Source organism: Ensifer sp. M14 (assembly GCF_003355565.1).
Classification (GTDB): domain Bacteria; phylum Pseudomonadota; class Alphaproteobacteria; order Rhizobiales; family Rhizobiaceae; genus Ensifer.
On record NZ_QJNR01000007.1, the window covers coordinates 748,589 to 773,908 of the forward strand.

At 61.9% G+C, this 25,320-nt stretch carries 26 protein-coding genes and 1 pseudogene; 18 read left to right on the top strand and 9 right to left on the bottom strand.

Annotation, left to right across the window (positions count from 1 at the left end):
* The first annotated feature begins 16 nt into the window (after window positions 1–16).
* The gene (locus BLJAPNOD_RS25200; RefSeq protein ID WP_115421829.1) at window positions 17–757 is read left to right on the top strand and encodes an SURF1 family protein; all 741 of its coding nucleotides are present in this window, start codon (window positions 17–19) and stop codon (window positions 755–757) included.
* A 44-nt stretch (window positions 758–801) separates the two neighbouring features.
* Here BLJAPNOD_RS25200 and BLJAPNOD_RS25205 read toward each other — a convergent pair whose 3' ends face one another.
* Together BLJAPNOD_RS25205 and BLJAPNOD_RS25210 are read right to left on the bottom strand one after the other, a co-directional pair.
* Window positions 802–1,371 carry a methyltransferase domain-containing protein gene (locus tag BLJAPNOD_RS25205; RefSeq protein WP_077501530.1) on the bottom strand — a complete coding sequence of 190 codons (570 nt, stop codon included), beginning with the start codon at window positions 1,369–1,371 and terminating at the stop codon, window positions 802–804.
* 57 nt (window positions 1,372–1,428) lie between these two features.
* Window positions 1,429–2,055, bottom strand: a complete 627-nt coding sequence (locus tag BLJAPNOD_RS25210; protein ID WP_115421830.1) for a Crp/Fnr family transcriptional regulator — start codon at window positions 2,053–2,055, stop codon at window positions 1,429–1,431.
* Window positions 2,056–2,106: 51 nt separating this feature from the next.
* On the opposite strand from BLJAPNOD_RS25210, the gene BLJAPNOD_RS25215 reads away from it, so the two are divergent.
* Window positions 2,107–2,823, top strand: coding sequence for an SDR family NAD(P)-dependent oxidoreductase (locus BLJAPNOD_RS25215; RefSeq protein WP_158556167.1), 717 nt, complete (start codon window positions 2,107–2,109; stop codon window positions 2,821–2,823).
* Between the two features lie 379 nt (window positions 2,824–3,202).
* On the opposite strand, the gene BLJAPNOD_RS25220 is transcribed toward BLJAPNOD_RS25215, so the two are convergent.
* Window positions 3,203–3,541, bottom strand: coding sequence for a hypothetical protein (locus BLJAPNOD_RS25220; RefSeq protein WP_077501527.1), 339 nt, complete (start codon window positions 3,539–3,541; stop codon window positions 3,203–3,205).
* Window positions 3,542–3,893: 352 nt separating this feature from the next.
* Here BLJAPNOD_RS25220 and minC point away from each other — a divergent pair, with 352 nt between their 5' ends.
* The 4 genes from minC (at window position 3,894) to BLJAPNOD_RS25240 (ending at window position 6,924) form a co-directional block, all read left to right on the top strand.
* A complete protein-coding gene (gene minC / locus BLJAPNOD_RS25225; protein WP_077501526.1) occupies window positions 3,894–4,637 on the top strand; it encodes a septum site-determining protein MinC in 744 nt (247 codons plus the stop codon).
* A gap of 31 nt (window positions 4,638–4,668) precedes the next feature.
* Window positions 4,669–5,484: a septum site-determining protein MinD gene (gene minD, locus BLJAPNOD_RS25230; protein ID WP_077501525.1), complete on the top strand. Its 816-nt coding sequence runs from the start codon at window positions 4,669–4,671 to the stop codon at window positions 5,482–5,484.
* On the top strand, window positions 5,481–5,744 hold the full coding sequence (gene minE, locus BLJAPNOD_RS25235) for a cell division topological specificity factor MinE (RefSeq protein WP_077501524.1): 264 nt from the start codon (window positions 5,481–5,483) through the stop codon (window positions 5,742–5,744). The genes minD and minE overlap by 4 nt, the downstream gene beginning before the upstream one ends.
* Before the next feature lie 79 nt (window positions 5,745–5,823).
* Window positions 5,824–6,924: an NAD(P)/FAD-dependent oxidoreductase gene (locus BLJAPNOD_RS25240; protein WP_077501523.1), complete on the top strand. Its 1,101-nt coding sequence runs from the start codon at window positions 5,824–5,826 to the stop codon at window positions 6,922–6,924.
* Between the two features lie 14 nt (window positions 6,925–6,938).
* On the opposite strand, the gene BLJAPNOD_RS25245 is transcribed toward BLJAPNOD_RS25240, so the two are convergent.
* Window positions 6,939–8,417: a PLP-dependent aminotransferase family protein gene (locus BLJAPNOD_RS25245; protein ID WP_115421832.1), complete on the bottom strand. Its 1,479-nt coding sequence runs from the start codon at window positions 8,415–8,417 to the stop codon at window positions 6,939–6,941.
* A gap of 74 nt (window positions 8,418–8,491) precedes the next feature.
* On the opposite strand from BLJAPNOD_RS25245, the gene BLJAPNOD_RS25250 reads away from it, so the two are divergent.
* The 4 genes from BLJAPNOD_RS25250 to BLJAPNOD_RS25265 all read left to right on the top strand — a co-directional run bounded on the left by BLJAPNOD_RS25250 (window position 8,492) and on the right by BLJAPNOD_RS25265 (window position 11,455).
* Entirely contained in the window at window positions 8,492–9,130 is a 639-nt protein-coding gene (locus tag BLJAPNOD_RS25250; RefSeq protein ID WP_077501519.1) for an FMN-binding negative transcriptional regulator, read from the top strand.
* Window positions 9,131–9,139: 9 nt separating this feature from the next.
* The gene (locus tag BLJAPNOD_RS25255) at window positions 9,140–9,703 is read left to right on the top strand and encodes a GNAT family N-acetyltransferase (protein WP_077501517.1); all 564 of its coding nucleotides are present in this window, start codon (window positions 9,140–9,142) and stop codon (window positions 9,701–9,703) included.
* A gap of 361 nt (window positions 9,704–10,064) precedes the next feature.
* Window positions 10,065–10,976 carry a twin-arginine translocation pathway signal protein gene (locus BLJAPNOD_RS25260; RefSeq protein ID WP_244611082.1) on the top strand — a complete coding sequence of 304 codons (912 nt, stop codon included), beginning with the start codon at window positions 10,065–10,067 and terminating at the stop codon, window positions 10,974–10,976.
* Window positions 10,977–10,996: 20 nt separating this feature from the next.
* A complete protein-coding gene (locus BLJAPNOD_RS25265; RefSeq protein ID WP_115421833.1) occupies window positions 10,997–11,455 on the top strand; it encodes a MarR family transcriptional regulator in 459 nt (152 codons plus the stop codon).
* Between the two features lie 21 nt (window positions 11,456–11,476).
* Here the strand turns inward: BLJAPNOD_RS25265 and BLJAPNOD_RS25270 are convergent, their stop codons facing one another.
* Window positions 11,477–12,379, bottom strand: a complete 903-nt coding sequence (locus tag BLJAPNOD_RS25270; protein WP_077501511.1) for a LysR family transcriptional regulator — start codon at window positions 12,377–12,379, stop codon at window positions 11,477–11,479.
* Window positions 12,380–12,572: 193 nt separating this feature from the next.
* Here BLJAPNOD_RS25270 and BLJAPNOD_RS25275 point away from each other — a divergent pair, with 193 nt between their 5' ends.
* Complete coding sequence (locus tag BLJAPNOD_RS25275; protein ID WP_199566024.1) at window positions 12,573–14,300, top strand: amidohydrolase family protein; 1,728 nt, start codon at window positions 12,573–12,575, stop codon at window positions 14,298–14,300.
* 168 nt (window positions 14,301–14,468) lie between these two features.
* Complete coding sequence (locus tag BLJAPNOD_RS25280; protein ID WP_077501509.1) at window positions 14,469–15,179, top strand: DUF6198 family protein; 711 nt, start codon at window positions 14,469–14,471, stop codon at window positions 15,177–15,179.
* Between the two features lie 72 nt (window positions 15,180–15,251).
* Here the strand turns inward: BLJAPNOD_RS25280 and BLJAPNOD_RS25285 are convergent, their stop codons facing one another.
* The 3 genes from BLJAPNOD_RS25285 to BLJAPNOD_RS25295 form a co-directional block, all read right to left on the bottom strand.
* Window positions 15,252–15,638: a YciI family protein gene (locus tag BLJAPNOD_RS25285; protein WP_115421834.1), complete on the bottom strand. Its 387-nt coding sequence runs from the start codon at window positions 15,636–15,638 to the stop codon at window positions 15,252–15,254.
* Window positions 15,639–15,741: 103 nt separating this feature from the next.
* Complete coding sequence (locus BLJAPNOD_RS25290; protein ID WP_115421835.1) at window positions 15,742–16,701, bottom strand: HD-GYP domain-containing protein; 960 nt, start codon at window positions 16,699–16,701, stop codon at window positions 15,742–15,744.
* A 73-nt stretch (window positions 16,702–16,774) separates the two neighbouring features.
* The gene (locus BLJAPNOD_RS25295; RefSeq protein WP_115421836.1) at window positions 16,775–18,553 is read right to left on the bottom strand and encodes a PAS domain-containing methyl-accepting chemotaxis protein; all 1,779 of its coding nucleotides are present in this window, start codon (window positions 18,551–18,553) and stop codon (window positions 16,775–16,777) included.
* Window positions 18,554–18,849: 296 nt separating this feature from the next.
* Between BLJAPNOD_RS25295 and BLJAPNOD_RS25300 the strand changes: the two are divergent.
* Both BLJAPNOD_RS25300 and BLJAPNOD_RS35445 read left to right on the top strand, forming a co-directional pair.
* Window positions 18,850–19,020: pseudogene (locus BLJAPNOD_RS25300) on the top strand (MOFRL family protein); the annotation flags it as partial.
* A gap of 115 nt (window positions 19,021–19,135) precedes the next feature.
* Window positions 19,136–19,309 carry a hypothetical protein gene (locus BLJAPNOD_RS35445; protein WP_158556168.1) on the top strand — a complete coding sequence of 58 codons (174 nt, stop codon included), beginning with the start codon at window positions 19,136–19,138 and terminating at the stop codon, window positions 19,307–19,309.
* Window positions 19,310–19,437: 128 nt separating this feature from the next.
* Here BLJAPNOD_RS35445 and BLJAPNOD_RS25310 read toward each other — a convergent pair whose 3' ends face one another.
* A complete protein-coding gene (locus BLJAPNOD_RS25310; protein ID WP_115421837.1) occupies window positions 19,438–20,289 on the bottom strand; it encodes an alpha/beta hydrolase in 852 nt (283 codons plus the stop codon).
* 334 nt (window positions 20,290–20,623) lie between these two features.
* Between BLJAPNOD_RS25310 and BLJAPNOD_RS25315 the strand changes: the two genes are divergently transcribed.
* The 4 genes from BLJAPNOD_RS25315 to BLJAPNOD_RS25330 all read left to right on the top strand — a co-directional run bounded on the left by BLJAPNOD_RS25315 (window position 20,624) and on the right by BLJAPNOD_RS25330 (window position 25,318).
* Entirely contained in the window at window positions 20,624–21,838 is a 1,215-nt protein-coding gene (locus BLJAPNOD_RS25315) for an ROK family transcriptional regulator (RefSeq protein ID WP_077501503.1), read from the top strand.
* Window positions 21,835–23,094, top strand: a complete 1,260-nt coding sequence (locus tag BLJAPNOD_RS25320; protein ID WP_115421838.1) for a M20/M25/M40 family metallo-hydrolase — start codon at window positions 21,835–21,837, stop codon at window positions 23,092–23,094. Before BLJAPNOD_RS25315 ends, BLJAPNOD_RS25320 begins: the two co-directional genes overlap by 4 nt.
* 35 nt (window positions 23,095–23,129) lie before the next feature.
* Window positions 23,130–24,188, top strand: coding sequence for a substrate-binding domain-containing protein (locus tag BLJAPNOD_RS25325; protein ID WP_199566025.1), 1,059 nt, complete (start codon window positions 23,130–23,132; stop codon window positions 24,186–24,188).
* A 65-nt stretch (window positions 24,189–24,253) separates the two neighbouring features.
* The gene (locus tag BLJAPNOD_RS25330) at window positions 24,254–25,318 is read left to right on the top strand and encodes a substrate-binding domain-containing protein (protein WP_244611083.1); all 1,065 of its coding nucleotides are present in this window, start codon (window positions 24,254–24,256) and stop codon (window positions 25,316–25,318) included.
* Window positions 25,319–25,320: the final 2 nt, after the last annotated feature.

Genomic DNA, 25,320 nt, shown 5'->3' on the forward strand with positions numbered 1-25,320 from the left:
GTTGACCGGTCCGGCGATGGACGACCGATCGGCAGAGACAAGGGCGGGGGCAGAAGCCTCACGCTCGCGTCTCGTTCTGACGGTCGCTTTGTCGGTGCTGATGGCGGCTTTCATCGCTCTCGGCACCTGGCAGGTGAAGCGGCTCTTCTGGAAGCTCGACCTGATCGCGCGGGTCGACGCCCGGGTTCTTGCCGAACCGGTGCCGGCTCCAGCCCAATCGGAATGGCCCGGCATCAGCGCGGACAAGGACGAATATCGCCGGGTCACTGCGACGGGTCTTTTCGCGCATGACAAGGAGGTCCTGGTCCAGGCTGTCCCCGAACGGGGCGCCGGTTTCTGGGTGATCACGCCCATGGTCGTTGACGACCATACGACCATCCTGATCAACCGTGGTTTCGTGCCAGCGGATCGACGCGATGCTGCCGCACGCCCGGAAAGCCAATTGCCTGGGGCTGGCCGGGTGACAGGCTTTCTTCGCATGACCGAGCCGGATGGCGGTTTCCTGCGCTCCAACGATCCGGCCGCCAGCCGGTGGTATTCGCGCGATGTCGATGCGATCGCCAGAGCGCAGGACCTGGTGGATGTCGCGCCCTATTTTATCGATGCAGACGCCACGCCCAATCCCGGCGGTCTGCCGGTCGGCGGCTTGACCGTGGTCAGCTTCCGCAATAGCCACCTTGTCTACGCGGCAACCTGGTATGTGCTTGCCCTGATGAGCGCCGCGGGCATCGTGGTCGTCCATCGCGTGCGCAGGTGAGCTGCGAACCGCTTCGAGCGCTCGCGCCCGGTCCGATCGCCCTGTTACGCCCGACGACGGGACAGCCGGTAGACGCTGGCCGGCGGGAGATTGAGCGGCACCCACCGCAAGAACGACGCCTCGAGGTGAAGTATTTCGAGCAGCGCTGCCGGCACGGGGCAACGCGGTCCGTAAGTGAACTGGAAGAGGCAACCGTCATCAGTGAGGTGTCGAAAGACCGCCTCAAGGATATCGCGAACCGCTTGTCTCGGCATGGAGAGCAGCGGCAGGCCGCTGATGGCGGCGCCGATCTTGCGTGTTGCCGCCAGCCGCAAGTGCTGCGCATCACCCTCGATCAGCGTTGCCTCGGGAAAACGAGCCCGCAGCAACGCGGCAAAGGTCGGATTTCGTTCCACCAGAACCAGTTGGTCCTGTCGGACACCATTTTGCAGAAGTGCGCGCGTGAAAATGCCGGTTCCTGGGCCAAGCTCTAGGACATCACCTGTGTACCGGCCGATTTCGGTGGTCATGGCTGCGGCCAATCGCGTGCTCGAAGGTGCGATGGCGGCGACTTCCAATGGCTTTGTCAGCCATGAGCGCAGGAAGAGCAGGGTGTCCGATGCGGTATTGGTCAAGGTGTCGCTCCCGTTGTTGAACGGGAGCAGGTATTGCGCCTTGCAGCACCTCAAGCATTAACCCGGGTTAAGTCTGGTATGTGCTTCGGCGCGAACGCGCTTGGCAATGCGGCTGAGGCCGACCGGCGTGATGCCGAGATAGCCCGCAAGGTCCTTCTGTGGTGCGCGCAAGACCAGATCCGGTTCCTCGGCGATCAACGATCGGTAGCGTTCCTCCGGATCGAGTGTCAGGAACTGGCGCTCGCGACGCTCCTTGCGTTCGGCAAGGATCATCAGGGCGTTGCGCAGCATCCGCGACCAGCCGAGATCGGTGTCGACCAGCGCTTGCAGGGTCGCGAACGGTATTCTCTCCAGACGACAGGCTTCGATGGCGACCGCGGAAAAGGTGGCGCGTCCCATCGGCAGCAAGGCCGAAAGACTTGCGAAGAACCGCCCTTCGGTAGCGAAGGATTTGATCCATTCCTCGCCATCGGCGCGAAGGTAGGTGAGCTTAACCAGGCCGGTCTCGATCACATAGATGTAGGGATGCGGCTCGTCCTGGCCGAAAATCGTCTCTCCTGATTTCACCGGGCGAACATGAATTGCCTCGGCCAGACGTTCCGTGTTTGCAAGCGGTTGCCCTGCAATGCGTTCGAACAGCGAAATCGCTGCGCCTTTCGGGTGCTTAACCTCGGTTAATGCCATCCGCTTCCTCTTGCTCCAGGCTCGATTGTGCAATCAATGGGAATAGATAACATGGCACGATATGTCGTCACTGGGGCAAGTTCCGGGATAGGTCTGGAAATTGCCCTGCACCTGGCCGCGAAAGGCCACAGCGTCGTTGCGCTCGGCCGCGACAGGGAGCGCCTGAGAGGCCTGGCGCACCGTGATCAAAGGATCGAGGTGCGGGTGCTGGATCTCCGCGACCTGGTCGCTGTTGCCGCCCTTGGCGCCGAATTGGCGGAGGCGGATTTCATCGACGGTCTCATCAACAACGCGGCCATCCAGCACAATGTCAGGCTCGATGAGCCACATTACGGCATCGACCAGATCGTCGCCGAAGTCGAAACCAATCTCATCGCGCCCGTCATCCTGTCGCGACTTCTTTTGCCGAACTCGCCCGCGCGCCCGTTCGTGATCGTCAATATCGGCTCCGCACTTGCGTGCTATCCCAAAGCGACGTCCGCAGTCTACAGCGCCACGAAGGCGGGCCTGCGCATGTTTTCCGATGCCCTGCGGGTGCAATACGAGGACACGTCCGTCAGGGTGCTGGACGTTGTTCTGCCGCTGGTCGACACGCCCATGACGGCTGGGCGAGGAAATGGCAAAATCACGGCCACCACCGCGGCCGCGGCAATCGTGCGTGCTCTTGGGCCAGGCAAGACGCGTATTCATATAGGCAAGGCAAAACTGTTGAGGGTGTTGCAACTCGTCGCTCCGCCTGTTGCGGCAGCGATCATCAGAAAGCTCTGAGCGGCAAGTGGATGCCGGCGCCCGCTGACGATTGGCCTGAAACCTCACGGACAGCTTGGCCACCAAACCATGTTCGTTGGTGTCCTTTGCCACTTGGCCGGTGTCGCTGAGGTCGAATGTCGCGTTGGGCGCGTCCGCAAAGTCGAATCCGGCTTTGAGAACCGCAGCGTCTTGGGCAATCGGTGCGCCCGTCGTCGATGGAACACTTTGTCCATTCGGCTGCATGGCGAGCGCCGTCGACCTGGCGTCATTCGGACGGGTAATGCATCAGTTCGTGGCAAGCTCAGCGGAGGCCGGCGTGCTGCCAAAAAAGCCAGTCATGGCTGTCAGCCCGTCCCGGCCCGGCTGGTTTCGACAAATGCCGGGCGAAGGCGGACGGTCATTTCGCGGTGAAGAACGTCAAGAGGACCTTTCCCTTCTCGCCGAGCAGACACACGAACCGATCCGCCTTGCCGGCAGTGCCGTTGCGCTCGATATAGGCCTCTCCGAGGATCACCGTCTTGACGGACACGTCTTCGACCTTCGTGTCGGCGGCGGTGATCGCGAGGCTTTCCGGATCGAGGACCAGCCCGGTAATGTCGGCGGAATGCTCCTGAAGCGCGACAAGACCGGTCGATTTGCAGGCGGTGACTGCGGGATCCTCGGGGGTCTGGGCGACTGCGGGGGCAGCGCAAGGTAATGACAAGAGCGATGCGACGATGAAGTGTTTGGGCGCCATCTGAGGGAATCACCTTCCGTTTGCGAGATGCGACGACCTCCGCCGCACCGCTCAACGTCGTGAGGTTGCATTCGGTTCCCGGGATGCTGGCTGCTTTGGTGTGCAAGCGTGCGGCAATGACCATCCGGCACCAGAAAAAATTCAAGGCATCGACTGGCCGGCGTCGCAGGGCCTCTTCGTGCTCAAAGGGCGATCGGGACGGGATTCCAGACGGTGTGCGGACGGTGTCGGGGACAGTCAGAGAACGCATCGCGGAGCTTTCTCCGAGCCCGCCTGCGAGAAGCGACAGGTCGGTGTTAACCTTTTGTTAACCATCCGTCGCCTAGATCCCGTCAACGAAAAATTAACGAAGATGATCAAAGTGCTAACAGACGCTCGTTCGATCCGTATCAAGGGCCGCTCGTTCCTGAGCCTGGCGCTGTCGCCCGAGCTGCCGCTCGATTCGTGGCTGACGCGGCTCGACGATCTGGCCGCCCGCTCGGCCGGTTTTTTTCTCGGCCGGCCTGTCGTGCTCGATATCGCCGATCTCGAAATCGACCGGCCGCAGCTGAAGGGCCTGCTCGAAGAGCTTGCGAACAGAAACGTCCGGGTGCTGGGCATCGAGGGCGGGCGCCCGTCGCTGTTCGAGCCGGGCATGCCACCCTCGATGAGAGGCGGCCGGCCGGCGCCGGATTTCGAGGCGGCCGCGGGCGAATTGATCGCCGGAGAGCCGAACGCGCCCGAGCAGATTTCCGTCGTCGGACAGGAAACGCCGGCGGCGCGGGCGACGGCCTCGATCATCGTCCGGGAGCCGGTTCGCTCCGGGCAATCGGTGATCTTCCCGGAAGGCGACGTCACCGTGATCGGCTCGGTCGCATCGGGTGCGGAAATCATCGCGGGTGGTTCGATCCATATCTACGGAGCGCTCAGGGGACGGGCGCTCGCGGGGTCGGTGGGCAACACCTCGGCGCGCATCTTTTGCAGGCGGCTCGAGGCGGAATTGCTGGCAATCGACGGCGTCTACAAGACCGCCGACGACATGGCGGCCGACCTTCGCGGACAATCGGTGCAGCTTTGGCTCGAAGACGACTCGATCATGGCAGAGAGACTTAACTGAGCCGGTGCCGGCCAGGAAACAGGAGCGGAAGATGGCGAAAGTAGTTGTTGTTACATCGGGCAAAGGCGGCGTCGGCAAGACGACGTCGACCGCTGCTCTTGGCGCAGCGCTCGCGCAGCGCAACGAGAAGACCGTCGTCGTCGATTTCGATGTCGGCCTGCGCAATCTCGACCTCGTCATGGGTGCCGAGCGTCGGGTCGTCTACGACATGGTCAATGTCATTCAGGGCGACGCGAAGCTGCCGCAGGCGCTGATCCGCGACAAGCGACTGGACACGCTCTTCCTGTTGCCGGCATCGCAGACCCGTGACAAGGACAGCCTGACACCGGAAGGCGTGGAACGGGTCATCAACGACCTGAAGAAGCATTTCGACTGGATCATCTGCGACAGCCCGGCCGGCATCGAACGCGGCGCGACGCTTGCGATGCGTCACGCCGATATGGCTGTGATCGTCACCAATCCGGAAGTTTCCTCGGTTCGCGACTCCGACCGGATCATCGGACTGCTCGACGCCAAGACCGAGAAGGCCGAGCGCGGAGAACGGGTCGAGAAGCACTTGCTGCTGACCCGCTACGACGCCTTGCGCGCCGAGCGCGGCGACATGCTGAAGGTCGAAGATGTGCTCGAGATCCTGTCGATCCCGCTTCTCGGCATCGTCCCCGAGAGCATGGACGTGCTCAGGGCATCCAACATCGGCGCTCCGGTGACGCTGGCCGACAGCAAGTCTGCCCCGGCGCTCGCCTATCTCGACGCTGCCCGGCGGCTTGCGGGCGAAACCGTGCCGATGACCATCCCGGGTGAAAAGCGCGGTCTGTTCGGCAAGATCTTCGGACGGAGGGCAGCATGAGCATTTTCCGTTTCTTCAAGAAGCAGACCTCGGCGCCGACGGCGCGCGAGCGCCTGCAGGTGCTGCTGGCCCATGAGCGCGCCTCTGTCGGCCAATCGGATCTCGTTGCCATCCTCCGGGAAGAGATCCTTGCGGTCATCTCCAAGCATGTTCAGATCGACGACGACAAGGTCACCGTCAAGATGGATCGCGGCGAACACGTGACGACGCTGGAAGTCGATATCGAGATCCCGCTCGCCGCAAGCGCTCGGGCGGCCTGACGCCTCCCGCCGTTTCTGTGTTACTGCATCGTAGTGCGGCGCGCGTCATCCGTGATGCGCGCTGATGTCGAGGTCCGCCATGCCTCTTGCGCAAGTCGAGTGCATTGTCGCCGGAGCCGGCGTTGTCGGCCTTGCCGTCGCTCGTGCGCTCGCCCAGGCCGGCCGCGAGGTGATCCTCATCGAAGCGGCCGATCGCATAGGCAGCGAAACGTCGTCGCGCAACAGCGAGGTCATCCACGCTGGCATCTATTATCCGCCAGACAGCCTGATGGCGCGGCTGTGCGTCGAGGGTCGGACGCTGCTCTATGCCTATTGCCGCGAACGCGGCATCCCCCATCGACAGTGCGGCAAGTTGATCGTCGCGACGTCGGCCACCGAGCTTGAGCAACTGCCTGCTATCGCCGCCCGGGCGGCCCGAAATGGCGTGACGGATCTGAGCCAGATCTCGGTCGCGGATGCCCGCATCCTTGAGCCGGCGCTTGCCACGACCGGTGCGCTGCTGTCCCCGTCAACGGGCATCATCGACAGCCACGCCTACATGCTGTCGCTGCTCGGCGATGCTGAGAATGCCGGCGCCGTTCTGGCGCTCAACAGTCCCGTCGAGCGGGGCAGGGTGACTGACAACGGCATTGTCCTCGATGTCGGTGGCGCCGAGCCTGTGAGACTTGCCTGCCGCCTGTTCGTCAACGCCGCGGGTCTCGCCGCACCGAAGCTGGCGCGGCTGATCAAGGGCCTGCCTCCAGCACTCGTGCCGAGGGAGTACTATGCCAAGGGCGACTACTTCTCGCATGTCGGCAAGGCACCGTTCTCGCGGCTGATCTACCCTGTGCCGGTCAAGGGCGCGCTTGGTATCCATCTGACGCTCGATATGGCCGGGCAAGCGCGCTTCGGACCCGATATCGAATGGGTCGACACATTGAACTACGACGTCGACCCGGCGAAGGCCGCTTCGTTCTATGCCGGTGTCCGCCGCTATTTTCCCGATCTGAAGGACGGCGCGCTAGTGCCGGCCTATTCCGGTATCCGGCCGAAGATCGTGCCGCCCGATGTGGCGAGCCAGGACTTTGTCGTGCAAGGGCCAGGCGTGCACGGGGTACCCGGTCTGATCAACCTGTTCGGCATCGAATCGCCTGGCCTGACCGCATCTCTGGCACTGGCGAAGCTTGTGGCGGAAACCTAACGCCTTCGCTCCGCTCAGCCGCGGTTTTCGTTGCGTGGGAACGGCGCAAAACTGTAGATGGTCGACGCCAACTTTTCCGCTCCTCGGCGCAGTTCGTCCGGAGTCAGCGCGGCATAGCCGAGTACAAGGCCGGCGACGTCGGGTTTGCGGGCAAGATAGAGCGGTGACACCGGGTAGATGCCAATCCCCGCAGCCCTGGCGGCTTCGATCAGCCGCGCCTCATGCCGCGCACCGATGCCGCGAAACCAGACGACGACATGCAGCCCGGCCGATGTGCCGACGATGTCTATCTTTTCGCCAAAGCATGATGTCAGTGCCGCGATCAGGGCGGCGCGGCGTTCCGCATTGGACCGGCGCATCTTGCGGACATGCCGCTCGTATGAGCCTGCCTCCAGAAGGATCGCGAGTGCCTCCTGTTCAAGGCTTGGGCTATGACGGTCGGCGAGCTGCTTGCATCGCGTGAACACGTCGATCAGCGGTCTGGGAACGATGAGGTAACCAAGCCGGAGCGCCGGCGAGAGCGTCTTGGAGACCGTGCCGACATAAATGACCCGCTCCCGATCCGATTGAAACAGCGGCGGTATCGGCTTCACATCGTAGCGGTACTCACCGTCGTAATCGTCCTCGACGATATAGGCTCCGACCGAATAGGCCCATTGCAACAGCGCATCCCGCCGGCTTTGCGGCAGGACGCCGCCCAGCGGGAACTGGTGGCTCGGCGTCACAAAGGCGAGAACGGATTTTTCCCGATGCGGCAATTCCCCTACAAGAAGCCCGGAATTGTCGCAGGAAACAGCAACGATGTCGGCACCAGCGGCGGCCATGACGTTGCGTGCCATGGCGTAGCACGGTTCCTCCAGGATGACGCGATCGCCGATATTGACGAGAACGCGTGCGCAAAGATCCAGCGCCTGCTGCGAGCCCGACACGACGATGATCTGGTCGACATCGCAGCGGATGCCGCGTCCACGCCAGAGATACCCCTGGAGTTGCTGCCTCAGGGCGGCGGAGCCGGCAGGATGTTCGTAGGAAAGGCTGTCGCGACGGCGAAGCAGCGCCGCGTTCATCGCCCGCCGCCACAGGAGCGTCGGAAAGTCGGCGGCTGCAATATCGCCGTAGCGAAAATCGAACTCCAGTGCCTTGCGCCGCTCCGCATAACGGATCGGAAGTTCCATCAGCCGGACGGCATAGTCGGATAGCGGCCACTCCAGGCGATGCTCAGCGTGTCTGCCGTGCAACGTTCCGGGCCTGGCCATGTCGGTGACGATGGATGCCGAGCCTTGGCGGCTGGTCACATAGCCCTCGGAGACGAGCTGGTCGAAAGCTGCCGTGACTGTCGTGCGTGACACGCCCAGCTCTTCGGCGAGCGCCCTGCTTGATGGCAGCCTGTCGCCGGGGGCGTAAACGCCGGCGCCGATCTGTTCGCGCAGATCGAGGTAGATGCGGCGGGCGGCTCCTGTGCGTCTTGATCTCCGACCATCCGGCTGGCCCAATGAAAATCTCCAAAACTGGATGTTTATCTTGGGCCAGTTAACGCCGATGCTGCGCCCAGTTCAAGGAGAGTTCGATGTACACGCCGCCAGCTTTTGTGGTCGACGACACTAGCGAGATACATGCCATGATGCGGGCATGCCGCATCGCCAACTTCATTACCGCGACGGCTGAAGGCCCGGTGGCGACACCGCTGCCGATGTTTCTCGACGCCGGGGAGGGCGACTGCGGCACGCTATACGCACATCTCGCCCGCCCGAACCCGCAGTGGAAAATGCCTGTGATAGGCAACGGACTGGCGGTCTTCATGGGCCCTGATGCCTACATCACTCCAGCTTGGTATGCCGCGAAAGCGGAGCATGGAAAGGTCGTTCCCACCTGGAACTACACCGCCGTTCAGGCTGAAGGGCCGGTCGAATTCTTCGATGATACGGCCCGGCTGCTCGATGTCGTCAAGCGGCTGACAGACCTTCACGAGGCGGGAGCGGCAAAGCCATGGGCAGTCAGCGACGCCCCGCCGGCATTCATCGCCGCGCAATTGCGTGGCATCGTCGGGATCCGAATGCCGATTACCCACCTGACCGGCAAGCGCAAGCTCAGCCAGAACCGCTCCGAACCGGACCGGGTGGGCATCAGGAACGGCCTTGCGGAAAGCCATCGCGATCTTGACCACACCATTGCGAGCATGATCCCCGTTCCCCCATCGTCATCGTGAGACACATGCATGTTCAGACCTGATTTCAATCCGCAGCCGACGCTGCGTGGCGTGGCCATTCATCTCCGGCCCTTGGGACTAGACGATCTGGAGGGTCTGTATTCCGCCGCAAGTGACCCCGGCGTCTGGGCAGGGCACCCGGCAACGGACCGCTACAAGCGGGACAAGTTCGAACCCTATTTCGCGGTGCTGCTTGCGAGCGAAGCGACGCTTGTGGCCGTCGATCAGCAGAGCGACGTGATTATCGGATGCTCCCGTTACTACGTCGCCCCCGACATGCCGGACAGCGTCTCGATCGGCTTCACCTTCCTCAACAACGCCTATTGGGGTGGTGGCACCAATTTCGAAATGAAGCGGCTGATGCTCGGTCATGCATTTCACGCCTATCGCGATGTCTGGTTTCATATCGCGCCGACAAACATTCGCTCGCAAAAGGCGACGGCAAAGCTCGGTGCGGAACATGTCTACGACGCGACCTTGGACCTGTCGGGTACGCCATCGCCGTGGATGTGTTTCCGCCTGAGACAGGATGACTGGATCCGGGTCGTTGTGGCCAAGGCCGGCGGCAGCTGATGCGCTTTTGACGGTGGTCGGGCTCCTTCTCGTCCCGAACGTGTGAAGGCTTCTCTTCAACGGCTGCTCCGATTGACTTTAGTTCGATATCATACTATGTGGTTTGATGTCGAACTAAATAGGGCGAGTTATGAAGAGAAGACAGTTTTTGGCCGTGTTGGGTGGTGGTGTCGTCCTGGCGGCTGCCGGTGCATCCACGGCATTCCTGCTGACCCGCAGGCCCGATCGCGCGTTGGCGCCCTGGACGGTGGCAGGAATGCCCGACCAAGAGCCGCGGCGCAGGGCGCTTTCCTACGCGATCCTGGCGCCCAATCCGCACAACCGGCAACCGTGGCTCGTCGATCTCGGGGTCAAGGATCAGGTGACGCTCTATGTCGATACGACCCGCCTGCTGCCCGAGACCGACCCCCACAACCGACAGATCACCATCGGGCTAGGTTGCTTCATCGAGCAGATGGCCATCGCCGCCTCCATCCAGAATTACAGGCTGGACGTTTCCCTCTTTCCTGAAGGGAGCGACGCGCAGGCGCTCGACGCCCGTCCGGTCGCCGTCGTCCGTTTCGAGCGTGATCCGACGATCGGCGCAGATCCCCTCTTCGCGCAGATTTTGCGGCGTCGGTCGCTGAAGGAGCCGTTTGATCTGACCAAACCCGTGCCCTGGGAGGTGCTTGGCGCCCTTGGCGCGTCCGTCCGCCATGGCACGCTGGCGGGCTCCAGCAACGATCCTTCTGTGGTCGCGACCCTGAGGGAAATGACCCATGCAGCCCTTGACCTGGAGATCAACACGCAACGAACCTACAGGGAAAGCGTCGACCTTCTGCGGATCGGCAAGGCCGAGATCGAAGCCAGCCCTGACGGCATCGACCTCGGCGGTCCCCTGTTCGATGGGCTTGCGGCACTCGGGCAACTGAGCCGCGAGCAGGCGCTCGACACGACGTCCACCGCGTTTGCGCAAGGACGGGCGGCGCTGCTCGCCAACACGGACACCGCGATGGCGCATATCTGGCTGACGACATCGGGCAACAGCCGAGTCGAGCAGATCGCCGCCGGCCGCGATTGGGCCCGGATCAATCTGACGGCCACCGCGCTTGGAACAGGCCTGCAACCGCTGAGCCAGGCCCTGCAGGAATTCCCTGAAATGGACGAACATTACCGGCAGGTGCACAAAATGCTGTCGCCGGAAGGCGGGACCGTTCAAATGCTGGGCCGGCTCGGCTATGCTGGCACCGTTGAGCCCAGCCCGAGATGGCCGCTGGATGCTAAGATCATCTGAACGCGGCTGGAGCATGGGCCTTGGACGACGACACCCTCATCTTTACGTTCTTCAATGAAATCGGCATTGTCAGCCAGCTGTCCCAGGCCTTCCTCAATCGCCACCTTCCCGATGGGCTGCACAGTTCGCACTTTGCGACGCTGAACCATCTCTACCGCGTGGGCGACGGCAGTACGCCGTTGGCAATCGCCAATGCCATGCAGGTGACGAAAGCGACGATGACGCACACCTTGTCGGTGCTGGAGAAACGTGAGCTGGTGCAGATCAGCTCGAACCCCCGGGATGGCCGTTCAAAGAAGGTTTTTCTGACGCCAGCCGGGAGGGCGTTCCGCCTGGAAGCGATCGGCGAGGTAACCGCCGCGATGGCAACCGTCGCATCGCTGTTCGATCGCGCCGAGCTGGAAGCCAGCCTTCCCACATTGCAGCGGGTCCGCAAGATCCTCGACACCGAGCGCGCCAATCGCCCGGGCGGCGATTGACAGCGCCGGCCCGGCAGCCCGTCACTCCGTCGTCGCCCGTAACGCCCGCATGATCTCCTCGGCAAACATCGAGGTGGCAAGGCCATGGCTGCGTTTTTCGCGCTGGACGAGGGAAAGCACGTTCTTTCCAAAGGTACGATCGCGGATCTGCAGATAGGTGAGCACGCCGTTGCGCTGCTCCTCGGCGATATCGAACTTGCTGAGGAAGGCGATGCCGTCGCCGGCGGCGGCAAGGCACTTCATTGCTTCAATCGAGTTGGTGAGGAACGCCGGCTCGACGGTCAGCCCGGCATTGGCAAAGGCGTCGGCGACGATGCCGTGGATCAGCATCGACTTGTCGGCGAAGATCAGCGGATAGGGCTCGCAGTGCGAAAGCGGTAGCGTGTCGAGCCCGACGAGCGGATGTTCGGGGGCGACCACGGCGCCGAGCCGCGTGTCCATCTTCCACAGTGTTTCGAGCTGCGGCGAAGGCGGCAGGTTGAAGGCGAGGCCGAGATCTGCCTCGCCGTCGATGACGGCCTGGACGATGTCGTGGATGAACATCACCCGGATCGAGATCTTCAGGCGTGGATGGCGGGCGCAGAAGGTGGCCGCCGCCTTCGGCACGATGCCGCCGGCAAGGCCGTTCATGGTGGCGATGATCACCTCGCCGCTCTGGAGCGCCTTCAGGTCGCGGATCTCGGCCTCGACCTGGCTGTACTCCTTAATCGTCCGGCGCACATGCGCGACGAGAATTTCGCCGGCCGGCGTCAGCCGCAACCCTCTTGGCAGCCTTTCAAACAGCGGCTCGCCGATCATCTCTTCCAGCTGCAGCACATGTTTGTTGATCGCCGAAGCGGCCACGTTCAGCCGCTCGCCGGCGGCGCGGATGGAGCCTGAGCGGGCGACTTCGTCGATGTAGCGCAGCACGCGCGAGTGCAACATGCCCAGTCTCCTCCAATTCAAGCGATCTCAAAAAGAGTACGCTGCGCGCAGAAAATACTGCTTTTCGGAAGCGGTGCAATAACTTCTTATGGCCTTCGACAACGAGGAGAGATCGGCGCAGGCGATGCCCCGGGAGGGCTTGAGCACCTGGCTCTGCCCGTGCCGACGAGACTTGCAAGTGGAGGAAAGACGCGTGAACAAATCCGAAGCCGTGCACTACGACAAAGTGCGCGCCATCTTTGATATCCTGAACGGAAAGAGGGAGGCGGACCTTCTTCTGAAGAACCTCAACATCCTCGATGTGCACGGCGAGACCGTCTATCAGGGATCCATCCTCGTTTATGACAAGCGCATCGTTGCGCTCAATCCCGATGAGACGATCCTGAAGGTGAAGGATGTTTTCGATGGCAAGGGGCTCTACGCAATCCCGGGCCTGATCGACGCGCACATCCATTTCGAATCCCAGCTGGCGCATCCGACGGCACTGGCCGAGGCCATGGTTCCCTGCGGCACGACGACGATTTATGCGGAATGCCTGGATCTTTTGAGTGCGGCGGGCGACGAGGGCGTCGAGGCGGCCGAAAGCCTGTTCAAGGACTACGACAAGCTGCCTTATCGCCTCTATGCCTTTGCACCGGGCAAGAAGACGGCGGCGTCCGTCACCGAGGCGGTTTTGCAGATGGAGCCGGTCATCGGGCTGGGTGAATTCGAGCACTTCACCTACAGCTCGGGCGATGACGACGATTTCCGCAAAGCGGCCTGGGTGCGCGCCAAGGGCGGCTTCATGAACGGCCACTGGGGCGTAACCGCGCTTTCCGACATGGTCCTGAACTATCTGCCGGCGATCGGCGTGTCGAACAATCACGACGTCTGGAACGAGAAGGACATCGAAAAGAGCATTCGCTACGGTTTTCCGACGCACATCAAGTTCGGCGTCGGCAGCAGCGAGGTGATCAAGATCCTGCTGCGCGCCATTGTCGATCGCAAATGGCCGACCGACAATTTCATGCTGTGCACCGACAACATCTCCGTCGAGCGCCTGCTGACGATGGGTCACATGGACTGGATCATTTCGCTCTGCGCCGAGATGGGGTTGAACCCGATCCATGCGATCAAGATGGCCACCTACAACACGGCGCGGTCTTTCCACATGGAAGACCGGATTGGCTCGCTCACCCCCGGCCGGTTTGCCGACATCGTCTTGACCGACAGCCTGTCGCAGATCAACCCGCTCTACGTCTTCAAGGATGGCGAGTTGGTCGCAAAGGATCGCAAGCTGCTGAAGAACGCCGACATCGATTACTCCGGCATGTGCAAGCAGGGCGTGCCGGGCCTCGATGACCTGACGCCCGAGCAGCTCGACATCGTGCCGCTGGAAGTCTCGCAAGACGGAAGCCAGGCCAAGGTCTACCTGTTCGACGTCTACGGCCGTGGCCATGCGAAATTCTACCAGGAGGTCTGGGTGCCGCTACGGGATGGCAAGGTCGTTGCCGAGCATGAAGGCGTGAAACTGAGCCGGCTGTCGGTGATCCAGCGTTATGCCAGCGGCAAGCGCCATGTGGTCAACGGCCTGTTCAAGGGCGTCCATGTCGAGCGCGGCGCGGTTGCCACCTTCTGGCCAGCGCCCAAGCCCTATTTCGTCGTGGTTGGCCAGGACAGCGCGGAAATGTGTCATTGCGCCCGCCGGGTGGATACCTATGCCGGCGCCTGCATCGTCACCGAGGACGAGGCCGAGAAGGCCGTCATGCCGCTCGATATCTACGGCGTCATGGCGAACATGAGCGTGTCCGAACTGACGACCGCCGCCAGCGAGATCGATGCGGCCCTTGAGGAGATGGGCAACCGCAATGAAGGCGAGCCGGTCGTGAACAAGCTTTTGAGCCTGTTCATCTCGCTGCACCGGTTCCGATTGATGGCCTGATTGGCGGGGGAGGAAATCAAGGCAGGCGCTGCGGCGCCTGCTGACGATGGGGCGTGGATCGACCGGGAGGAGTCCGTGGCATCCACGAAATCATGACGCGACATGCCCGCAGCCGTTGAAATGGCGGTAGCGAAAAGGCATCAGGATAATCTGGGAGGATAATTAGCAATGGGACATAAGACGGACGAGGTCGAAATCGTCGATACCGGTAGCCTGACCCGGCGATGGATCATGTATGTGGTGGGCATCTACGTGCTCACCTTCGGGGTCAGCCTGGCGATCCGGGCGGGTATCGGCGTATCGCCGCTAAGCAGCCTGACGCGGACCATGACGCTGGTTTATCCGCCCCTGAGCCAGGGCACCTACAATTTCATGACCGAACTTGTCATGCTGGCCTTGACCTATCTGGTCCTGCCCAAGGATTTCAAGTTGAAGAGTTTTGCTTCGCTGCTTCCGGCATTTGCACTGGCCGTGTTCCTGGATTTCAACTTGAGCATGACCGAGTTCGTCAAGCTCGACATCTACTATGCGAAAGTCGCCCTTCTGGTGTTCGCGGATGCGGCGCTGGCCTATGGTCTGTTCCTGATGATCCGTGCCAACCTCGTGCTGATGCCGATGGACATGTTCGTCAACACGCTGTGCAAGCGGACGGGCTGGAAGTGGGGCAATATCAAGACCGGCTATGACTGCGCGCTGCTGGTGGTGTCGGCCGGCATCGGTCTCGCCTTCCTGGCCGACATCCCCTTCATCCGCGAAGGCACGGTGCTGAACGCAGTCCTGGTCGGCCAGTACATCAGGCTCTATTTCTTCCTCTACAAGAAGCTGCAGGCGAGGAAAGCTGCTCCTTCATCGAACAGGCTCGAGCCGGCCGCCAAGTAGGACGGGCCCGAAAGCGCAACAAGACAGGGCTCTCCATGCCGGAGAGCCCTGTCGCTTTCCGTGAGTTAGTACTTACGATTTCTGTTCGGTAAATCCCAGCGGCGCACCGGGAAGAAACAGCGAAATCGGCCGGATTTCGTAGACCGCAGTCGGGTTGGCGCGGCGCAGTTCGCGGGCCGCGGCAACGGCTGCCTCAAGCGTTGGAAAGTCCACGACGTAGAAGCCGAGCAGCTGTTCCTTGGTGTCGGCAAAGGGGCCATCGATGACGATGCCTTCGCCATTGCCTCTCAGCGTCGCGGCGCGCTCTGTGGGGCCAAGCCGTGCCGCCGGACCCAAGGATTTTTCGCGCACGAGACGATCGTTGACCTGGAGAAGGTCGGTCATCAACGCGGCGTCTTCTTCCTTCGACCAGGCATCGACCACTCCCTCTTCGTGATAGGCGAGGATGGCATAGTACATGTGGCAGCTCCCTTCTGCGCCCTTTGTCTGCTCAGCCAGGCAACCGTGAGACGGAGTTCGGGATGAGCCTCGCCGCGACTATATGGCCGGATCGGCGCGCAGACTACGGGCTTGCAGGTTTCAGTCGAAGGAACGGTTCGAGGCTTTCGACAAATTCGCAGAGAAGCTCGCGGTCGAAATGGCCCCTCGAGCCAAACATCATCTGAACTGTCTCGGCCGGCGTCCACGCGCGCTTGTAGGGCCGGAGCGTCGTCATGGCGTCATAGACGTCGCAAATGGCGGCAATCCGAACCGGCGTGCTGAGCTGATCGCCGCGAAGACGGTCGGGGTAGCCGCTGCCGTCGACATGTTCGTGGTGATGAAGACAAACATCTAGCACCGTCTCATGGACGTCGCCATTGGCGCTGAGCAGGTCATAGCCTCGCCGGGTGTGTGTACGAATTTGCGCGATCTCCTGATCGTCGAGCCGTTCCGCCTTGTTCAACAGCCCCTTCGGTAGCAGCAGCTTGCCGATATCGTGAAGCAACCCGCTCAACCCCAGGATCTGAACAGCTCGTTCGTCGAGCTTCAACCAGCGGCCAAAATGGACCATCAAACCGCTAACGGCGATCGAATGCAGGAAGGTGTATTCGTCCTTCTTCTTCAGGCGGCTGATGCCGATCAAGGCGATCGGGTTGTGCTCCACGGCCGACGCGATTTTCTCGACGGCTTCTTCCGCCTGGTCGAGCGCAACCGTTCTGCCCATGCGGGCATCGGTAAACACGCCGGCGAGCAGGTGTTTCGTCTGGTCGATCGTTCGCGAAACCGCTCTGTTTTCGGCAGCGGTAATGGTGCCCAGGGCCGCGTTGCCAAAAGGCGGCGCGTCCCGTGTTCGGCCGGCGATGTCGCAACCCTTCTGCACGTCGATGAGAACACTGATGACATTGCTGGCACGGACACGATCAACCTCCAGCTCCGTATTCAACAGGAAGCCGCGCCGCAGACCCGCTGCGGTGGTTCCACCTTCAAGCTCCTCGACGAACATGCCGAGCCGGACCTGATGTCGTCGTATTCGCTTGTGCATGCCTCTCCTGAATTGCTCGTCAAATCATGAAACGCGGTGGCCGGTGCGAACCTCGGATATGATCAGAATTCTCTCAGTCGCCGGCAAGTGCTACATTGCCACGAACGGCCGCAGTCATTCTCGCAGCCGCACCCTGCGCAGGGAGCAAGGCCGATCTCGACAGGGCCGCTGTGACGCCCCGGACGGCTTCCAGGGGTGCCGTGTTCGCACCGATATTGAACTGACTGAGGAGCTGGAAAAGGGCGTCGGCTTCGTTTGACAAACGACGTGCGGCGGCAGTCGACGCCTCGACCATGGCGGCGTTCTGCTGCGTGCCCTGATCCATGACGTTGACGGCCTGATTGATCTCCTTCAAGCCCGTCGCCTGTTCCTTCGATGCGTCGACGATCGCTCCGACATTGCCATTGACCGCAAGGACCTGCGTGACGATCTCTTCGAGCACCGCTCCCGTCTGCCCGACAAGCGTCGCGCCGTTTTTCACGTGCCCGTTGGATGCGGTGATCAAAGCCTTGATTTCCTTTGCCGCCTTTGCCGAGCGCTGGGCGAGTTCGCGCACCTCCTGCGCCACCACGGCAAAACCCTTGCCGGCATCGCCAGCGCGGGCGGCTTCCACGCCGGCGTTGAGCGCCAGCAGGTTGGTCTGGAATGCGATTTCGTCGATGACGCCGATAATGTTGGAGATCTCTGCCGATGAGCTCTCTATCCGTCCCATCGCCTCGACGGCGCTGCGCATCACCGAGCCGGACTGTTCCGCGTTCTCGCGGGTCTTGCGCACCAGCTCTCCAGCGTCCTCCGCGCGCCGGCTGGAATCGCTAACCGTGGTGGTGATCTCTTCGAGAGCCGCGGCTGTTTCTTCGACCGATGCCGCCTGTTGTTCCGTGCGTTTCGACAGATCATCGCAGGCAGCGCGAACCTGCTGCGCGCCGGCTGCAATCGCGCTCGCATTGTCGGCGACGGTCTGCATGGCGTTCTTCAGCTTGGCAGCCGCGGTGTTGAAATCCACCCGCAGCTTGTCGAGTGTCGGGATGAACGCCGTATCCAGGGTTTGCGTCAGGTCGCCATCGGAGAGGGATTGCAGTGCACGGGCAAGTACCTCCACATTGCTGACACGACCGGTGACGTCGGTTGCGAACTTCACCACCTTGAACACCTTGCCGTTCATGTCGAAAATCGGATTGTAGGACGCCTGGATGAACATCTTGTGGCCGCCCTTGCCGAGCCGCATGAACTCATCGGTCACGAACTCGCCGCTGGCCAGTCTCTGCCAGAAACGGCGATAAGCTTCGCTGGCGGTGTGGGCCGGGTCGCAGAACATCGAGTGGTGTCTGCCTTGGATTTCCGAAAGCGCGTAGCCGAGTGTCGCCAGGAAGTTCTCGTTGGCGGTCAGGATTTCACCTGATGTCGTGAATTCGATAACAGCCTGCGCTCGCGACAGTGCGGCAAGCTTGCCGGCATCTTCCACGCTCCTGCGTTTGTATTCGGTGATATCGGTTGCAAGCTTGATAACCTTGTAGGGTTTGCCCGCTCTGAAGACCGGATTGTACGACGCTTCAATCCAGATCTCCTTGCCGCCCTTGCCGAAGCGCTTGTACTGTCGGCGGTCGAATTCGCCGCGGGCAAGCTTTGCCCAGAAGGCGCGATAGTCCGCCGATGCCGCTTCGACTGGGTCCACAAAGAGCCGATGGTGCTGCCCCACGATCTCCCCAAGCTCGTAGCCCAAGACGGCGCAGAAGTTCGCATTCGCGTCCAGGATCCGGCCGGTGAGGTCGAACTCGATAATCGCCTGGGAGCGAGACATCGCATCGCGCACGGCCTTGGCCTCGGAGCCGAGGGCAACCGAAAAACGTTTCATCTTGAATGTCCTTTGTAGAGTACGACCTGCAGCAGTGGCCTCGCCAGCTCTCATGGGAAGAGAGCTGCCGCACAGCTAAACGCACATCATTGCAACCGGGATTGCCATCGGCGCATCATGCGCATGCGCAACCCCCAGATTTTGCCTGGCTATATTTCGCATTCACAAATTAACGCTGCGTTAATCCAGAAACGACGGCCGAAAGATCGCTTCGATTCTTTACCAATCTAAAATCCTGGGTTGTGATGGATATGTTGTGCGCGCAAACGCAGGTAAGGCCGGCTTGATCTGCCGCGGATACGCTGACGCGCGCAAAGGCGCTCGGTCTCGATGCTGCCGAACACCTCGCAAACAACGATGCCTACAGTTTCTTCGAACGGCTCGACGACCTGATCGTCACCGGACCGACCAGAACGAACGTCAACGATTTCCGCGCGGTGCTTATCGATGCAGAAGACTTCGCGTGAAAGGCCTCACGTTTCAACAAACTGTCGCACAGGAACGGTATCGCAGACTGCGAAGCAATCCTGACGTCCGCGCTCGCCCGTGGCGGCGTCGACGTTTGATGGGTATGACATGCGCATGTCTCGAATTCTGGCCGGACTGATCGAACGGCACGATGAGCTGGAGCTCAAGCTCGATCTTCTCGAGTGCACCAGCACCGCGATGAGCGATGATGGCACTCTCACGGAGCTGCGGCACACGCTGAAGGAAATCCGACGCGACATTGCCCGCAACAGGACCCGTTGCCGCTGAAGGCTGCTGGCGGCAACGGCATTGCTCGCTTCTTGCCTTTGGCGACGCAGAACGAGTGCAAGGGAGAGCAGCACGCGAAGCGTTCGACCCTGCGTGCTGCCAAGAAAATGATGACTGGCATGCGTCTCTTATTCCGTGTGCCTTGTGATGGCAGCAAGGATGAGACCCCAATCGTCGCCATGGAGTTCGTGGCCGCCGCCGGTGATCGGGAGAAATTCCGAGCCTGCCACCGCGTCGGCGGTTGCCATCCCATGCTCGACCGAGAAAATCGGGTCGGTGGTGCCGTGAATGACCAGGAGCGGCGCTTCGAGCGATTTGAGCTTGCCTTTGACGCTGTCGCCGCCTTGAAGCATGAAATGGTTGGTGGCGGAGAGCAGACCGCCTGAACGGTCGTAGTCCCGCTCGATGAAGGCACGGATCCGGTCCACGTCATGGGGGTGCGTGGAACTGGCGATTATGCGAGCATCCCTGGTCATGAAGTCGATCACCTGGGTTCGATCCGACCAGTCGAGGCTTTCGGCTGAAGCGGCGTGTTCCATGTAGGCAGCACTTATCGGCGGGAGCTCAAGCCCGAGGCCGATCGGCGTCGTGCTGACAAGCGTGAGCGACGAGACGCGTCTTGGCGCCGACAATGCCAGGATCTGGGCGATCATGCCGCCGAGCGACATGCCGACGACGTTGGCGGCAGGTATGCCGTAGGCGTCGAGCACGGCAACCGCGTCGCCGGCCATGTCGTCCATCGAATAGGGTGGATTGCCCGGGGCATACTTGGTCGAAAGCCCGGTGTCGCGGTTGTCGTAGCGGATCACGTAGCGGCCGCTTGCTGCCAGCTTGCGGCAGAATGCATCCGGCCACCACAGCATCGAAGCCATCGCTCCCATGATCAAAAGCACCGGCGGCGCAGCGGGATCGCCAAAGGCCTCCGTTGCGATCGTGACGCCATTGGCGCTGACAACCTTCTCTGACTTTACGGCGGCCATGGCCTCACTCCTCGAAATTGTGCCCGTCGCGGCCAAGGCTGCCGCCACGAGCAGGAACTGGCGTCGGCTGGTCCTATGGGTCTCTAGCGTGCTTTTCATCCTCGTCTCCCTTACGACATCGAACGTCGGCATGGGCAGACACTAGGGCGCCCGCGCTTCTTACTCGAGAGAGAGATCGGACAATATCGGGGCATTTGTGCCACCGCATCAACGCGTAGCTCAAGGATAGGCGCGGCAGAAATGCGGCGGCTTGCGCTATCGCCTGCGCAAAGCATTTGACAAAACGCCTGGCTTGATAATAAGTTCGGTAACAGAACGAATTAAAGAGGATGCCGTGAGCGACAGTCTTCGTATTTCCAGAAAGTTCTCTCAGCGCTCCGTCATGGAGGCCATTGTCCAGGGCGGGCCGATATCCCGTGCCTCCATCGCCAAGCAGACGGGTCTCTCCAAGCAGACGATCTCGGAAATCGTGCGCGCGCTCGAGCTGGAGGGCTGGGTCAAGGAGACTGGTCGAACCAGTGGCCATGTCGGGCGCACGGCCGTGACGTACGAGCTGGTCTACGACGCCGCCTACATTGTCGCGGTCGATCTCGGCGGCACGAAGGTGAGGGTGGCGATCACCGACCTGGCTTGTCAGATTTTTGCCGAAGATACCGAGCCGACCGATCCGCGCGGTGGCCAGTTCATCGTCGACCAGATCGCACAGCTCGCCTTTCAGGCGGCCTCACGGCAGCGCATTGCCCGCAATAAGATACGTCTTGCCGTCGTCGGCGTGCCGGGTGCGCCGGATGCCCGGACCGGGCGGGTTCTGCTTGCCCCCAACATTGCCGGCTTCGACAAGATGGATGTGGTCGCGGCCTTCGAGCGTGCGTTCGGTTTCGACGCCATGCTCGAGAATGACGTCAACCTGGCGGTGCTGGGCGAGAACTGGCTCGGGCAGGGACAGGGCATCGACAATCTGGCCTATGTGGCCCTCGGCACGGGCGTCGGCAGCGGCCTGATGGTCGGCGGGCAACTCGTTCGCGGCGCCATCAATGCGGCAGGCGAGCTTGGGTTTCTTCCGCTTGGCGCCGATCCGTTCGAGGCGGAGTCGCTGCGAACGGGCGCATTCGAGCGCGCCGTCGCATCGCATGGGATGGCGGATCGTTACGCCGCGCTCTCGGGCCGGGTCATCAGTGTGCCGGCAATATTCGAGAATGCCCAGAATGGTGATGAGGCGGCACTCGCCGTTCTCGACGAAACGGCCCGTTACCTCGTTCGGGGCATCGGCGCGATCGCCGCAATTGCCAATCCGGAAAAAGTCATTCTCGGCGGATCGATCGGCCTTAGGCCGGAGATACTCGATCGGGTCAAGACGTTCCTGCCACAATGCTTCCCCTATCCCGTCACCGTCGAGACCGGGGAGCTTGGGTCGCGTGCGGCCATCATCGGGGCTGCGGCCATCGGCCTTGGTCAATTGCACAACACGCTGTTCGGCGTCGATGCGCCGGACGGCCGGATTTCATTGCCGCGGGCCAGCATGACCGCACTGCAGGAGGCTGTACGATGACGGTGCCGAACGACTTGATCGCCCGTTTGACGGAGACTCTGGATCGTGATGCCGCGATCGCGCTTTTCCGCGGCGCCATCGGGCGTCAGAGCATCACCGGCAACGAGGCCAATTTCGTTGCCTATCTCCGCGAAAAGATGGCTGCCCTTGGTCTGAACAACCTTGAGACGGCAGATTTCATGCCGGGTCGGCCGAACATATGGGGCGAAAGAAAGGGTGCGGGTGATGGTCCGCGGCTGCTGTTTATCGGCCACACCGATACGGTGCATGTCGATGGATGGCGCGAGCACTGGGCCGGCACGGAGCGCGAAGACCCTTTCGCAGCGCCGATCATCGACGGCGCAGTCTGGGGACGTGGATCGGGTGACCTGAAGGCCGGCATCTCGGCCTCGCTTGCAGCACTTTCGCTGCTGGACAAGGCATCGATAAGCCTTCGCGGCGACGTCGCCTTCGCCTTCATCGGCGATGAGGAGAGCGGTCAGCCGGATACCGGCGTCTCGGCGGGCATCAAGGATCTCGTTTCGCGCATCGAGGCGGGCGAAATCCCACGGCCCGATTTCGTTGTCTATGTCGAGCCGACCCGGCTCTCGGTCTATCCCGCGCAGATCGGCTTTTTCATTGCCGACATTACCATCACCGGCAAGTCTGCCTATTTCGGCGTGCCCGAGCTCGGCAAGGATGCGCTGCGCGCCAGCCACGCGGCGATGAGCGCCTTGTGGAACCATTCCGACGAGGTCGCCGCCCGTGCCGAACACAAGCTTGTCGGGCGCAGTTTCCTGCTCATCACCGGTTTGGCCGGTGGTGGATACATCGCCGTGCCCGAGCGCTGCACGCTGTCGCTGATCCGCAAGCTTCTGCCGGGGGAATCCCTGGATACGGCCGCAGCTGAAATCGAAGCGGCCGTGCGCTCCGCCATCCCCGATCCGGACATCAAGGTCGAGTTCGCCTACCCGGCGGGCCGCGACCACGCGCTCGGCGGAACGGCCGCCGAGATCGATGAAGGCCGCGTCGAGGTCGGTTTGCTGTCGGCGTCTATGGCCGAGGCACTGAGTGGGCGAGGTGTGATCGAGGGCGCGCCGTTCTGGTCGGAGTCCCCGTTCTTCGTCAATCGTCTTGGCGTGCCGGCGGTCTACTGCGCGCCGGGAGATATCCGCAATTGCCATACGTACGAGGAGCGGGTCGAGGTGGAGGAATACCTCGCCGGCGTCGTCGGGTTTGCCGCGTTCATCGCCCGCTACTGCGGCGTGACCGTCTGAACTGCCACCCCTAGAGGAGAAAAGGGAGAAAGAGCATGCTGAACAAGATCATTGCGGCGGCGATTGCCGGAGGGCTGATGTTCGCCGCCAGCCCGTCTAATGCCCAGACGGTCGGACCATCCGGCGAAACGGCAACACCGAGCGCCGACGTTACGCTGTCGGACGCCGACATCGCCGCATTGACGGGCAAAGGCTACAAGGCCGCGCTCCTGTGGCACACATCTTCCGATTTCACCAATGCGGTTTCAGCCGGCGCGAAAGACGAGTTCACCCGCGCGGGTGTCGAGGTGGCGGTAACGACTGACGCCGGGTTTGACGCAGCCCGTCAGCGCAGTGACATCGAAACGGCGCTGGCCGCCAAGCCGAACGTCATCCTGGCCCTGCCGCTTGATCCGGTCACATCAGCCGAAGCGTTCCGCCAGGCCGTCACGGATGGGACCAAGCTGGTCTTCCTGTCCAACGTGCCAAGCGGTTACAAACAGGGAACCGATTATGCCTCGATCGTCACCGACGACCTTTTCCAGATGGGCAAACAGGCGGCCGATGCGCTCGCCAAGGGGATCGGCGGCAAGGGCAAGGTCGGCTACATCTTTCATGACGCCAGCTACTACGTGACGAACCAGCGGGATCAGGCTTTCAAGTCGACGATCGAAAAGGATTATCCCGATATCAAGATCGTTGCCGAGCAAGGCATATCCGATCCGGCGCGGGCCGAGGAACTCGCAAGCGCAATGCTGCTGCAGAACCCGGATCTCGACGGTATCTACGTCACCTGGGCAGAGCCTGCCGACGGCGTGCTGTCGGCGCTGCGCGCCAATGGCAATACCAAGACCAAGATCGTGACGCTTGACCTGGCCGAACCGGTTGCGCTCGACATGGTCAAGGGCGGTAGCGTTACCGCGCTTGTGGCCGACAAGGCCTATGAACTCGGTCGCGCCATGGCTGCCGCAGGGTTGAAATCGCTGCTCGGTCAGCCAACGCCGGCCTTTGTCGTCGCTCCCGCCCTCACCGTCACCAAGGACAACGTCTCGGACGGTTGGAAGCAGTCGCTCAATCGCGATGCGCCGCAGTCGGTGCTCGACGCCGCAAAATAAGTCTCGACCCCGGCGACGCTCGCCGTCGCCGGGGTCGCTGGATTCGTCTTAAGGGAGGAAGATCGATGCGTAAGGAAGTCACAAGGCTGGCCCTGCTGGCGACGATGTGGGCAACGACGAGTGTTTACGCGGCCGATGGCGTCACAACGGGTCCGCACGGCGAAAAGCCTGCGCCCGCTTCAGGCGTGGTGCTGACCTCGGCGGAGGAAGCCCGGATCAAGGATGGCAAATTTACCGCCGCGCTCGTCTGGCACGAGATGAGCGAATACACCAACGCCGTCAACAACGGTGCGCAGGACGAGTTCAAGCGCCTCGGCGTCGAGGTCGTTGCGCAGACCGACGCGGGCTTCGATGCCGCCCGACAGAAGGCCGATGTCGAGACGGTTCTTGCAAAAAAACCTTCGATCATCGTCTCATTGCCCGTCGATCCGGCAACCGCAGCCGTCGTCTATGACCCTGCGCGCGCCGCCGGCACCAAACTCGCCTTCGTCGACAACTCTCCGGCCGGCTACGTGCACGGCAAGGATTATGTGACGATCGTCTCCGACGACCTGTTCCAGATGGGCAACAAGGCTGCGATCGCCATGGCCCAGGCGCTCGGTAACAAGGGCAAGATCGGCTACATCTATCACGACGCCGATTTCTACGTCACCAACCAGCGTGATGGCGCGTTCAAAGCGACGATCGTGCAGGACTATCCCGACATCAAGATCGTCGCCGAAGCCGGCATGGCTGATCCAGCCCGCAGCGAGGAGATCGCACAGGGCATGATCACGCAGAACCCTGATCTCGACGGCATCTATGTCACCTGGGCCGAGCCCGCGCTCAGTGTTCTGTCGAGTCTGCGGGGTGCCGGGAACACACATACGAAAATCGTCACCCTGGATCTCAATGAACCCGCGGCTCTCGACATGGTCAAGGGCGGCAATGTCGCGGCACTCGTCGCCGACGAGGCCTACAACATCGGCGTGACAGTCGCCCGCGCCGCTGCCGGTTCTCTGGTCGGCAAGCCGTCGCAACCGTTCCTGGTCGTCGATTCGCTGGCCGTGACCAAGGACACCGTTGTCGACGGTTGGAAGAAGTCCCTCAACAAGGACGTTCCTGCGACCATTGCCGATGCGCTGAAGTGATG

What these genes read in the sequence shown, in the direction of transcription:
- BLJAPNOD_RS25200 (WP_115421829.1), top strand. Translation starts at nt 17, where the DNA reads ATGGACGACCGATCGGCAGAGACAAGGGCGGGGGCAGAAGCCTCACGC.
- BLJAPNOD_RS25210 (WP_115421830.1), bottom strand. Translation starts at nt 2,055, where the DNA reads ATGGCATTAACCGAGGTTAAGCACCCGAAAGGCGCAGCGATTTCGCTG.
- BLJAPNOD_RS25215 (WP_158556167.1), top strand. Translation starts at nt 2,107, where the DNA reads ATGGCACGATATGTCGTCACTGGGGCAAGTTCCGGGATAGGTCTGGAA.
- BLJAPNOD_RS25220 (WP_077501527.1), bottom strand. Translation starts at nt 3,541, where the DNA reads ATGGCGCCCAAACACTTCATCGTCGCATCGCTCTTGTCATTACCTTGC.
- minC (WP_077501526.1), top strand. Translation starts at nt 3,894, where the DNA reads ATGATCAAAGTGCTAACAGACGCTCGTTCGATCCGTATCAAGGGCCGC.
- minD (WP_077501525.1), top strand. Translation starts at nt 4,669, where the DNA reads ATGGCGAAAGTAGTTGTTGTTACATCGGGCAAAGGCGGCGTCGGCAAG.
- minE (WP_077501524.1), top strand. Translation starts at nt 5,481, where the DNA reads ATGAGCATTTTCCGTTTCTTCAAGAAGCAGACCTCGGCGCCGACGGCG.
- BLJAPNOD_RS25240 (WP_077501523.1), top strand. Translation starts at nt 5,824, where the DNA reads ATGCCTCTTGCGCAAGTCGAGTGCATTGTCGCCGGAGCCGGCGTTGTC.
- BLJAPNOD_RS25250 (WP_077501519.1), top strand. Translation starts at nt 8,492, where the DNA reads ATGTACACGCCGCCAGCTTTTGTGGTCGACGACACTAGCGAGATACAT.
- BLJAPNOD_RS25255 (WP_077501517.1), top strand. Translation starts at nt 9,140, where the DNA reads ATGTTCAGACCTGATTTCAATCCGCAGCCGACGCTGCGTGGCGTGGCC.
- BLJAPNOD_RS25270 (WP_077501511.1), bottom strand. Translation starts at nt 12,379, where the DNA reads ATGTTGCACTCGCGCGTGCTGCGCTACATCGACGAAGTCGCCCGCTCA.
- BLJAPNOD_RS25280 (WP_077501509.1), top strand. Translation starts at nt 14,469, where the DNA reads ATGGGACATAAGACGGACGAGGTCGAAATCGTCGATACCGGTAGCCTG.
- BLJAPNOD_RS25285 (WP_115421834.1), bottom strand. Translation starts at nt 15,638, where the DNA reads ATGTACTATGCCATCCTCGCCTATCACGAAGAGGGAGTGGTCGATGCC.
- BLJAPNOD_RS25290 (WP_115421835.1), bottom strand. Translation starts at nt 16,701, where the DNA reads ATGCACAAGCGAATACGACGACATCAGGTCCGGCTCGGCATGTTCGTC.
- BLJAPNOD_RS25295 (WP_115421836.1), bottom strand. Translation starts at nt 18,553, where the DNA reads ATGAAACGTTTTTCGGTTGCCCTCGGCTCCGAGGCCAAGGCCGTGCGC.
- BLJAPNOD_RS35445 (WP_158556168.1), top strand. Translation starts at nt 19,136, where the DNA reads ATGTCTCGAATTCTGGCCGGACTGATCGAACGGCACGATGAGCTGGAG.
- BLJAPNOD_RS25310 (WP_115421837.1), bottom strand. Translation starts at nt 20,289, where the DNA reads ATGGCCGCCGTAAAGTCAGAGAAGGTTGTCAGCGCCAATGGCGTCACG.
- BLJAPNOD_RS25320 (WP_115421838.1), top strand. Translation starts at nt 21,835, where the DNA reads ATGACGGTGCCGAACGACTTGATCGCCCGTTTGACGGAGACTCTGGAT.
- BLJAPNOD_RS25325 (WP_199566025.1), top strand. Translation starts at nt 23,130, where the DNA reads ATGCTGAACAAGATCATTGCGGCGGCGATTGCCGGAGGGCTGATGTTC.
- BLJAPNOD_RS25330 (WP_244611083.1), top strand. Translation starts at nt 24,254, where the DNA reads ATGCGTAAGGAAGTCACAAGGCTGGCCCTGCTGGCGACGATGTGGGCA.